The sequence below is a fragment of the uncultured Brachyspira sp. genome (genome assembly GCF_944390845.1).
Classification (GTDB): Bacteria; Spirochaetota; Brachyspiria; order Brachyspirales; family Brachyspiraceae; genus Brachyspira; species Brachyspira pulli.
Map to the genome: position 1 here is coordinate 1 of NZ_CALXRM010000106.1, position 9,096 is coordinate 9,096.

Genomic DNA, 9,096 nt, shown 5'->3' on the forward strand with positions numbered 1-9,096 from the left:
AAAACTGTTCGCTTGTAGGCTGTGTATACTAAAGTATACACAGGCTCACAGTTTTTTATTTGAATATATAAAAAACTATTCGTTTGCGATCTGTGCATACTAAAGATACATAGGCTTACAGTTTGTTATTTGAATATATAAAAAACTGTTCGCTTGTAGGCTGTGTATACTAAAGTATACACAGGCTCACAGTTTTTTATTTGAATATATAAAAAACTATTCGTTTGCGATCTGTGCATACTAAAGATACATAGGCTTACAGTTTGTTATTTGAATATATAAAAAACTGTTCACTTGTAGTCTGTATATACTAAAGTATACACAGGATCACAATTTTTTATTTGAATATATAAAAAACTATTCGTTTGCAGGCTGTGTATACTAAAGATACATAGTTTTACTGACAATTTATTTTCAAAAATTAAAGCTATATTGCAATGATAATTTGTTAGATTATTATTTAACAATGCTTAGTAATATAATAGAAAATGTATTTAATAATACTATAAATAAATCTAATAAAGGTTTAAGAGTAACCATAAAATCTAATATAGATGTTATGGAATATAGTATTAATCAAATAATAGATTTTAAATTTGTATCAACTATAGATTCTTTTGATAAAGTAGATTTAACTATTCCATATTTTGAAAACTATTTATCAAAAAATAATATAAAACATGATCCGTTTTTAGATTTATTTACTCCTTTAAGTTTTAAAGAGTGTAAAGTTTATTATGATGATAAATTAATATTAAATGGTATTTTACTTTCTTCCATACCTTCAATTTCAGAAAGTTCTAAAATAATACAAATAACTGTTGCGGCTTCTGCTTCCATAATTAATGATGTAAATATAGCTGCTATAGAAGCAAACTCTAAATTTGAATTTGAAAATATGTCATTAGTAGAAATAGCAAATGAAATATGTTCGCCTTATGGAATAAAAACTGTAATAGAAAATATATATGATTTTAAACCATTCAGCAAAGTAGCCATAGAACCAGAACAAACAATATTTGATTTTTTAGTAGATTTAATAAAAAATGAAGGAACCTTAATAACTAATAATAGCAATGGAGATTTATTATTTCATAAAATAATAAGCAAATTACCAAGCTGTATAATAGAACAAGATAAATACCCTTTTATAGATGCATCTCCTTCTTTTAATCCTCAAAGTTTTTTCACAAATATAGTAGCTTTATCAGAAATAGACAGTGATAAAAATATAAAGGACACTATGGGAAATTATCCTATGGGAAATGATATTCTTCCAGCACCTTTAAGAAATAATAAATCTATTTTTAATATATTGCTAAAAAGAACTCATATATTTGTATGCAAAGTAAAAAAAGGAATTACTTATGATCCTTATACTTCTGCTAAAGTAAAATATGGCAGAATGCTTGCTAATAGTATTAGTTATACTTTAGTTGTAGAAGGACATAAAAATAATACAACTAAAGAATTATATAAAAAAGGAGATTTTATTACTGTATATGCTCCAAATGCGGCTATTATGCAGCATACTACTTTTTTGATAAAAGAACTTGAATTAAATAGAACAGTAAGAGGCGGAGATATAACAACAATGACTTTAGTTTTACCAGAATCTTATACAACAGATATAAACACAAATGAATTATTTAATAAACTGCCTTGGTTAAAATATGATGTTAATAAGTAAAATAAATATTAAAAATATTAAGGGAAATTAAATACATATTTTAAATGTATAAATGAAGATAGCAACAATATGAGCATATTATCAAAAATACAGTCCCATAAAGTTAATAATGGAATTATGAAAAAAATTATAGCTACTGTTAAACGTAGTTTTGGAATAAGTATTAATGCTGATATAGCATCATCAGCTGGAGAAGACAGCGTACCAATAAAAGATGATATAGGTGTTTTAATAGAAGCCGGCGGTATTGGAAATTATGTACTTGTAGGTGTTATAAGCGAATCTCAGGGAGCTAAAGAAGGAGAAAAAATATTATATTCAAGAGATTCTAATTCTAATGTAATGACAAAAATATATTTGACTAACACAGGAGCATTATTAATAGAATCAAAAGATATTATAACAATAACAGGAGAAAAAACATTAGATATAAAAACTAAAGAAGATATTAATATAAAAAGCGATAATAAAGTAGTTATTAATGAAGGAAATGATTATGCTGTAAAGTTTAATGAACTTGACAGAGAAATGAACACATTAAAAAAGCAATTAAACGGATTTATAAAAGAATATAATCTCCATACACATGGTACTCCCAGCGGAGCATCAACACCGCCTGCAGTTCCTTCTGTAACTAATATATCTTTAAATATATCATCTTCAAAATCAGATACACTGCAAATACCATAGGAGTCTAAAATGAATTATAAAGACGGAGACGTTTTGCTATCAATGACAAATGATGGATTAGATATAAATATAAAAAATAATTTAATTGAATGTACTTCAGGATTTGAAACAGCAATATATTTATCTTTATTTGGAGGAAATGAAAAAGATGACAGCAGCAATTCAGATGAAAAATACACATGGTGGGGAAATAATATACAAAGCATAGATTATTATAAAAGTAATACTTTATCTATTATCACAGGTAAAAATGCAAATGCAAGAAATTTACAGCTATTAGAAAAAGCCATTTTATTAGATTTGAATTGGATTATAGAACAAAATATAGCTGATACCATAGAAGTTAATTGTACAATACCAAACTTCAATGAATTAGAAATACAATTAAAAGTTTTAAGAGATGATAAATTAATATCAAAGAGTAATTATAAAACAAATTGGGAAACTGTAAAATAGGAGTATTATATGGCATTAGAACAAAAAACAGTAGATGAAATATATAATTTAATTATGGAACAAATGAAAGCAGAAATAGGAGAAAATATTCCAATACTTCCAAAATCATTTATAAGTATATTGTCAAAAGTTCTTGCTGGTGTATTTATGATTTTATATAAAAGCTGTTCTTGGATATTTTTGCAAATATTTGTATCAACAGCTTCATTTGATGAAATAACAGTATTAGGAAATAAAATTACTCCGCTTATAGAATGGGGACGTTTAATAGGAATAGGAGATCCTGCTCCAGCAACTCAAGCCAAAATAACTGCTATTGTTAATGTAAAAAGCATAGGTTCTACAATGTTTTCAGGAACTCAATTTATATCATCATTAAATGGACTTACATATATAACTACTAAAAGCTATACTTTTAATTCTGAAGAAGAAACTATAGAATTGACTTGTTCTGAAAGCGGCTCAAAAGGAAATATGCATAAAGGAGATACTCTCAATATCTCATCTCCCCTATCTTCAATAGAAGGAACTATAACAGTAAATGATTTAATATCTGTTGGAACTGACAGAGAAAATGAAACCAGCTATAGAGAAAAAATAAAAAATAGATTTCAATTACAGCCTCAGGGAGGTGCTTTAAGTGATTACAGACAATGGAGCAAAGAAGTTGAAGGAGTAGCAAATGCATATATTTATACAGGAGATCCCGGAAATGTCATGATATATATTCTTGCTGATTCTTCTGTTTATGAGGATAGAATACCAGATGATGCTTTATTAAAAAAAGTAGGAGAATATATAGATAAAGATCCTTCTACAGGACTTGCAAGCAGAAGGCCAATAGGAGCCATTATTGACCCAGACGGAGACAAAAGTTATAAAAATATAAAACCTATTGTAATAAAAGAGTTTGATGTAGAAATTACAGAAATGGAAGTTGAAAATATAGAAGAAATATCATTAAAAATAAAAGAATCTTTAACTTCTTACTATCTTGAAAGAGAACCTTATTTAGATGGTTTGAGTTTGCCTCCTTCTAAAAATGTGATAAATGAAACTAATATAACAGCTTTAATAGATGATATATTATCTGCAAGTAATGGAAGTTTTACAACAGCCATTAATTTATTGAATGACTCTGTTACTCCAAGGTATACATTAAAAGAAGGAGAAGTTGCCAAATTAAAAAGTTTAAAAATTAATGAGGAGATAGTTTAATGTCTTATAATGAAAAGTATTTTAATATTTTTAAACTTTTATTTCCAAAATCAAGATTATGGAGTTTTATAGAAACTAAAAACTTAACTAAGTTTATAAAAGCTTTAACTTCTTTACCAGATGATATTAGAAAATATATAGATAAAATATATTTAGATTTATTCCCTAATAGTACAAGAAGTTTAGAATTGTGGGAAGAACAATATGGAATAATAGCACCGAATAAAAATGAAAGTATCAGAAGAAATACTATAGCTATGAGATGGAAAGATAAAGGCGGACAGTCTGCTTATTATCTTCAAAATATACTACAGGGTAATGGTTTTAATGTTCATGTTTATGAAAACATACCTATAACAGATCCTAATTTATTTATGAAAGATTTAAGTTCTACAGACTGGGTATTAACAAATGGATGCACACCATTTCAAACAGATATACCAGATATAAAAGTTGTAGCTGGAGGCGGCTGGTATGCAGGACAGAATAAACTTGTTTGCGGATATTTTGAAAAATATAAAACATTAGATACTGAAGCATTTATACCTACAGAATCAAAATATTTTCCTTTTTGTTTTTTTATAGGAGGAGATGTAGAAAGAGATGATAAAGGCAGAATCATAAATATGCAGCCTGTTATAATACCAGCTGACAGATTAGAGTATTTTAAACAATTAGTTTTATCTATTAAACCAGCTCATACTTGGGCTTTAATAAAATCAAGGAGTTAATAATCATGAATAAAGAACAAATACAAAAAGTAAAAGAATATCTAAAATCAAAATCTGATAATATTGTAGCTAAAAATATGCTAAAGACTATAACAGAGTTAGAAATAAATGATTTTGAAAAAAATAAAAATTTAATAACCAGTATCATAGAAATGAATATATCTAAACATATATTGGATAAGATTTTATAAAAAGCATTTTATATATTGTTTATATAAGAAATTATATTTCTATAATTATATAAAAATTAAATTATAGGAATATTTTATGAAACTCAAAATTATAAAACTTTTTTTATTATTATTAATAATATCTATAACAGCTTCATCTCAGGAAAAAATTGTATATATTACAAGAACAGGTGAAAAATATCATTTGGAGCATTGCAGTTCATTAAGAAGATCTAAAATAAAAATAACATTATCTGAAGCTATAAAAAAAGGATATGAACCTTGTAAAAGATGTAAACCTTAAAAAAAATATATTTTTTAGGCTTAAAATGCTGGTTTATTTGAAATATTTAGTTTTATTTCTATATTGCTATTATCTATAACAATTAAAAATATTATTATTACTGCAGTTAAAAATACTAATGATATAATAATACTCTTTACTATTTTTAAAAATAGTATTATAATATTTTTATTAATCATAATATAAGCTCCTACTATATTGTGATTTTTAGAGTAAGGTTCCGCGAAAACCTTACTCTTTTATTTTTTAATAATTTTTACTTTTTGTTTTGTTCCTCCATATACATTCTATGAAGTGCTATTAAATATTCGCCTACATTCATTGCATTATTTTTTCTATTTCTTTATTTATTATTTTTTATTTTCTTTTAAATATGCTAAATAAAACTTATGTACATTTATTATATATTCCTTAAGCGTCATATTGTACTTTAAAGCATTTTCTCTTATTTCTTTTGGTATACGTACGGCTATCATATCACAGCCCTTTATACTTTTAGCTTCACTTTGTATTTCAAACTCTTTTAATTTAGACATTAAAAACTCCTTGAATATTATTTAGTATTAATGTAAAATTATTTACAGTTAGAATATATTCTTGCTGAATGCTTTAATTAAATTACTTTTTTAATTCTTTTATAAGCAAAATTAATAAAAGCATAAATATTATACTTTCTTGCATATTGAACTCCTTAAAAATATGTGAGATTGTAAGGCTTAGGACTCGGCAAAGTTCTAAGCCTATTTTTTACTTAAACAGAATCAGTTTTTTTGTTTTCTTTTAAGCATTTCATATAAAAATTATGAGTATTTACAAGATAAGCACTGGGCTTCATGTTATATTTTTTAGCATAGGCTCTTATTTCATTTGCCATATTTTTGCTTGTATGAACTACAAGTATGTCGCCTTTTATTTCCTGCTTTTCAAGCTCTCTCAATTTAGACATAAAAAACTCCTTAAAATATTATTTTTTATTTTCTTTTAAATATTCTAAATAAAACTTATGCGTTTGTACTAGATAATCACTAATTTTCATATTATATTTTTTAGCATTATCTCTTATTTCTTTTCCTATTCTTTTGCTTGTGTAAACTGCGAGTCTGTCCTCTGTTATTTCCTGTTTTTCAAATTCTTTAAATTCTTTCATAAAAAACTCCTTGAAGATTATTTAGTATTAATATATTATTTAAATTATATTCTTGTTAGGGCTATTAAATGCTGGGAACAAATAATAACCCTTTTCAATACTATTCTTAATTATTTAATAGTTTTATGATAGCGATCAATACTTTTATAAATGCATTGATTGCTATTAATATTTTGATGTAATAAGTTATTTTTTATTAAAAAATATTTCATATATAAATGCTGGCTTATTTGAAATATTTAGTTTTATTTCTATATTGCTATTATCTATAACAATTAAAAATATTATTATTACTGCAGTTAAAAATACTAATGATATAATAATACTCTTTACTATTTTTAAAAATAGTATTATAATATTTTTATTAATCATAATATAAGCTCCTACTATATTGTGATTTTTAGAGTAAGGTTCCGCGAAAACCTTACTCTTTTATTTTTTAATAATTTTACTTTTTGTTTTGTTCCTCCATATACATTCTATGAAGTGCTATTAAATATTCGCTTACATTCATTGCATTATTTTTCCTATTTCTTTATTTTTTATTTTCTTTTAAGTATTGCATATAAAACTTATGTACATTTATCATATATTCTTTTATTTTCATATTATACTTTAAAGCATTTTCTCTTATTTCTTTTCCTATTTCTGCAGGAACACTTATTGATATTACATCCTCTGCCTCTTTTTTTATCTTTGCCTCTTTATTTTTTACTTCAAACTCTTTTAATTTAGACATTAAAAACTCCTTGAATATTATTTAATGTTAGTATAAAATAATGCTAGTTAGTATTAACATTAATTTTTTAATTCTTTTATAAGTAATGTTAATGCTATTATGATGATAAATATTTCAGTACCATTCATAAGGAATCACCTCCTTTTGAAGTATTCTATGGCTTAGGACTTTGCAGAGTTCTAAGCCCATTTTTTATTATAGCAAAATTATAAAATGCTCAAAAAACATTGCAATATAGCTTATATTTTTAGTTTTATTTTTTTAAATTAGTTTTATTAATTAAAAAAGTATTAAAATTAGCAGCATAATTACAAATGTTATATATACTATTCAGCAATTTTTTTTATGAAAAAACTTTTTTGTCATAATTATTTTTTAATGATAATTTCATTAATAATTAAATAGAGTAATTAAACAATACTTAAATGTAATATGTGCGATCCAATACAAAAAATTTAATATAATAAAAATATTTAATTGTAATTAGGTTAAGACGATAATATTACTGCTCAGAAAAAATTAAAAACAGTTTAAAAAACTTTTTATTTGAAAAGCCTGTCTATCAATGATGGGCTTATTAAAATAAAAGGAGCTGTTTTTATGAAAACAATAGATTATCTAAAATTATATGATAACAATAATTCTAATTTAATCATTCAATATCTTGAATATATAAAACTTTATAAATCAAAATCAACTTTACAGACTTATTCAAACTCTATAAAAAATTTCTATGATTTTTTATATTTTTATTATGATAATAGACTGTCTAAAAATATACAATTATACAATACTACGGTTATGTATAATAAAGTAGATAGAAAATGTATTGAAGACTATATTGCTTATCAAGTTAATAAAAATCTTAGTGCAGATGTCATTCACTGCAGAGTTATGGCTGTAAAAAATTACTTTAAGTATTTAGTGAAATTGAAAAAAATAAGTACCGAAACTTTTTTTGATATTTTTGATGAGCTTAAAACTCCAAAAATAATCGTAAAAAATCAGTTATTAATAAAAGCAGATGAAACGATCAGTATTACAAAAAAGATAAAAGAAAAATCAGAAAGTTTTGCAGATGAGAGAAATATATTTATACTTTTGCTGATGTCTAACACAGGCATACGCCGTAAAGAGCTTGCCTGCATAGACATCGAAAATATAAACCTATCTAATAATACCATAACTATTTATAAAACGAAAGGGGATAAACCAAGAATTATTTCTTTTTCTAATTCTATAAAATCGAAACTATTTGAATATTTAAAATTAAGAAAATCTATATTAAAGCAAAGAAAGAAAATACATAATATGCTATTTATAAAAACAAATGGAGATCCTCTTAACATAAATACTATAAGCACAATAATGCATTTCATCTCTAAAAAAACAAATATAAAAGTTACTTGTCATTCATTAAGAAGAGGTTTTGCAACTGACATGGCAGAAAACGGAACTGACATTTATGTCATATCAAAAATGCTTGGCCATCAAAATATAAATACAACCGTGTCAAGATATATTTATGTTTTGGCTGGAATGATAAAAGAAGCTATGGAAAATCACCCATTTTCTAAGTTTCAAAATAGTACGAAAAAAGACTGTATTAAAAAAGACATTAAAACAAATATGCTTGAAGAATGGAAAGACTTAACTGGCAGAATGAATGAAATATTAAACAGTTTTGAAAAAATCGAAAAGGATTTTAATAGGGCTTAAAAGACGGGCTGTAATCTCTGGCAAGATTACAGCCTGCGGGCTAATTTCATGATTAGTAAAAACTATAATACTGTTTAGTTAATATAAAAAATATTAGAAAATATCAGTCTGCAAAACATAAAAAAATTGCATATATATAGGTTCAACCCTCAAAATGAAGTATGATAACACCCTTACTTGAAGTATGATAACACCCTTACTTGAAGTATGATAACACCCTTACTTGAAGTAT

At 24.8% G+C, this 9,096-nt stretch carries 14 protein-coding genes; 8 read left to right on the forward strand and 6 right to left on the reverse strand.

The features are described 5' to 3' along the window. The first annotated feature begins 466 nt into the window (after positions 1–466). From Q0K52_RS13995 to Q0K52_RS14025, 7 genes are all read left to right on the forward strand, one after another. Positions 467–1,690 carry a hypothetical protein gene (locus Q0K52_RS13995; RefSeq protein WP_297300504.1) on the forward strand — a complete coding sequence of 408 codons (1,224 nt, stop codon included), beginning with the start codon at positions 467–469 and terminating at the stop codon, positions 1,688–1,690. A 117-nt stretch (positions 1,691–1,807) separates the two neighbouring features. Next, complete coding sequence (locus tag Q0K52_RS14000; protein WP_297300505.1) at positions 1,808–2,380, forward strand: hypothetical protein; 573 nt, start codon at positions 1,808–1,810, stop codon at positions 2,378–2,380. 9 nt (positions 2,381–2,389) lie between these two features. Continuing rightward, the gene (locus tag Q0K52_RS14005) at positions 2,390–2,836 is read left to right on the forward strand and encodes a phage GP46 family protein (RefSeq protein WP_297300506.1); all 447 of its coding nucleotides are present in this window, start codon (positions 2,390–2,392) and stop codon (positions 2,834–2,836) included. A 9-nt stretch (positions 2,837–2,845) separates the two neighbouring features. Beyond that, a complete protein-coding gene (locus tag Q0K52_RS14010; RefSeq protein ID WP_297300507.1) occupies positions 2,846–4,054 on the forward strand; it encodes a baseplate J/gp47 family protein in 1,209 nt (402 codons plus the stop codon). Continuing rightward, positions 4,054–4,785 carry a putative phage tail protein gene (locus Q0K52_RS14015; protein WP_297285455.1) on the forward strand — a complete coding sequence of 244 codons (732 nt, stop codon included), beginning with the start codon at positions 4,054–4,056 and terminating at the stop codon, positions 4,783–4,785. The genes Q0K52_RS14010 and Q0K52_RS14015 overlap by 1 nt, the downstream gene beginning before the upstream one ends. A 5-nt stretch (positions 4,786–4,790) precedes the next feature. Continuing rightward, a complete protein-coding gene (locus tag Q0K52_RS14020; RefSeq protein WP_297300508.1) occupies positions 4,791–4,976 on the forward strand; it encodes a hypothetical protein in 186 nt (61 codons plus the stop codon). A 76-nt stretch (positions 4,977–5,052) separates the two neighbouring features. Continuing rightward, positions 5,053–5,259 (forward strand): Ada metal-binding domain-containing protein, encoded by a 207-nt coding sequence (locus Q0K52_RS14025; RefSeq protein ID WP_297300509.1) that lies wholly within the window; start codon positions 5,053–5,055, stop codon positions 5,257–5,259. A gap of 20 nt (positions 5,260–5,279) precedes the next feature. On the opposite strand, the gene Q0K52_RS14030 is transcribed toward Q0K52_RS14025, so the two are convergent. The 6 genes from Q0K52_RS14030 to Q0K52_RS14055 form a co-directional block, all read right to left on the reverse strand. After that, positions 5,280–5,438, reverse strand: a complete 159-nt coding sequence (locus Q0K52_RS14030) for a hypothetical protein (RefSeq protein WP_297300510.1) — start codon at positions 5,436–5,438, stop codon at positions 5,280–5,282. Positions 5,439–5,609: 171 nt separating this feature from the next. After that, positions 5,610–5,795 carry a hypothetical protein gene (locus tag Q0K52_RS14035; protein ID WP_297300511.1) on the reverse strand — a complete coding sequence of 62 codons (186 nt, stop codon included), beginning with the start codon at positions 5,793–5,795 and terminating at the stop codon, positions 5,610–5,612. A gap of 215 nt (positions 5,796–6,010) precedes the next feature. Then, positions 6,011–6,205 (reverse strand): hypothetical protein, encoded by a 195-nt coding sequence (locus tag Q0K52_RS14040; RefSeq protein WP_020003325.1) that lies wholly within the window; start codon positions 6,203–6,205, stop codon positions 6,011–6,013. Between the two features lie 18 nt (positions 6,206–6,223). Next, complete coding sequence (locus Q0K52_RS14045) at positions 6,224–6,406, reverse strand: hypothetical protein (RefSeq protein ID WP_020003324.1); 183 nt, start codon at positions 6,404–6,406, stop codon at positions 6,224–6,226. 186 nt (positions 6,407–6,592) lie between these two features. Then, positions 6,593–6,778 carry a hypothetical protein gene (locus tag Q0K52_RS14050; RefSeq protein WP_020003350.1) on the reverse strand — a complete coding sequence of 62 codons (186 nt, stop codon included), beginning with the start codon at positions 6,776–6,778 and terminating at the stop codon, positions 6,593–6,595. A gap of 163 nt (positions 6,779–6,941) precedes the next feature. Continuing rightward, the gene (locus Q0K52_RS14055; protein WP_020003349.1) at positions 6,942–7,145 is read right to left on the reverse strand and encodes a hypothetical protein; all 204 of its coding nucleotides are present in this window, start codon (positions 7,143–7,145) and stop codon (positions 6,942–6,944) included. A gap of 600 nt (positions 7,146–7,745) precedes the next feature. Here Q0K52_RS14055 and Q0K52_RS14060 point away from each other — a divergent pair. Beyond that, the gene (locus Q0K52_RS14060; RefSeq protein ID WP_297300512.1) at positions 7,746–8,864 is read left to right on the forward strand and encodes a tyrosine-type recombinase/integrase; all 1,119 of its coding nucleotides are present in this window, start codon (positions 7,746–7,748) and stop codon (positions 8,862–8,864) included. The last annotated feature ends 232 nt before the right edge of the window (positions 8,865–9,096 follow it).

Coding starts and splice junctions, on each gene's coding strand:
- Q0K52_RS14005 (WP_297300506.1), top strand. CDS start 2,390: ATGAATTATAAAGACGGAGACGTTTTGCTATCAATGACAAATGATGGA.
- Q0K52_RS14040 (WP_020003325.1), bottom strand. CDS start 6,205: ATGTCTAAATTGAGAGAGCTTGAAAAGCAGGAAATAAAAGGCGACATA.
- Q0K52_RS14010 (WP_297300507.1), top strand. CDS start 2,846: ATGGCATTAGAACAAAAAACAGTAGATGAAATATATAATTTAATTATG.
- Q0K52_RS14050 (WP_020003350.1), bottom strand. CDS start 6,778: ATGATTAATAAAAATATTATAATACTATTTTTAAAAATAGTAAAGAGT.
- Q0K52_RS14045 (WP_020003324.1), bottom strand. CDS start 6,406: ATGAAAGAATTTAAAGAATTTGAAAAACAGGAAATAACAGAGGACAGA.
- Q0K52_RS14035 (WP_297300511.1), bottom strand. CDS start 5,795: ATGTCTAAATTAAAAGAGTTTGAAATACAAAGTGAAGCTAAAAGTATA.
- Q0K52_RS14000 (WP_297300505.1), top strand. CDS start 1,808: ATGAAAAAAATTATAGCTACTGTTAAACGTAGTTTTGGAATAAGTATT.
- Q0K52_RS14030 (WP_297300510.1), bottom strand. CDS start 5,438: ATGATTAATAAAAATATTATAATACTATTTTTAAAAATAGTAAAGAGT.
- Q0K52_RS14020 (WP_297300508.1), top strand. CDS start 4,791: ATGAATAAAGAACAAATACAAAAAGTAAAAGAATATCTAAAATCAAAA.
- Q0K52_RS13995 (WP_297300504.1), top strand. CDS start 467: ATGCTTAGTAATATAATAGAAAATGTATTTAATAATACTATAAATAAA.
- Q0K52_RS14060 (WP_297300512.1), top strand. CDS start 7,746: ATGAAAACAATAGATTATCTAAAATTATATGATAACAATAATTCTAAT.
- Q0K52_RS14015 (WP_297285455.1), top strand. CDS start 4,054: ATGTCTTATAATGAAAAGTATTTTAATATTTTTAAACTTTTATTTCCA.
- Q0K52_RS14025 (WP_297300509.1), top strand. CDS start 5,053: ATGAAACTCAAAATTATAAAACTTTTTTTATTATTATTAATAATATCT.
- Q0K52_RS14055 (WP_020003349.1), bottom strand. CDS start 7,145: ATGTCTAAATTAAAAGAGTTTGAAGTAAAAAATAAAGAGGCAAAGATA.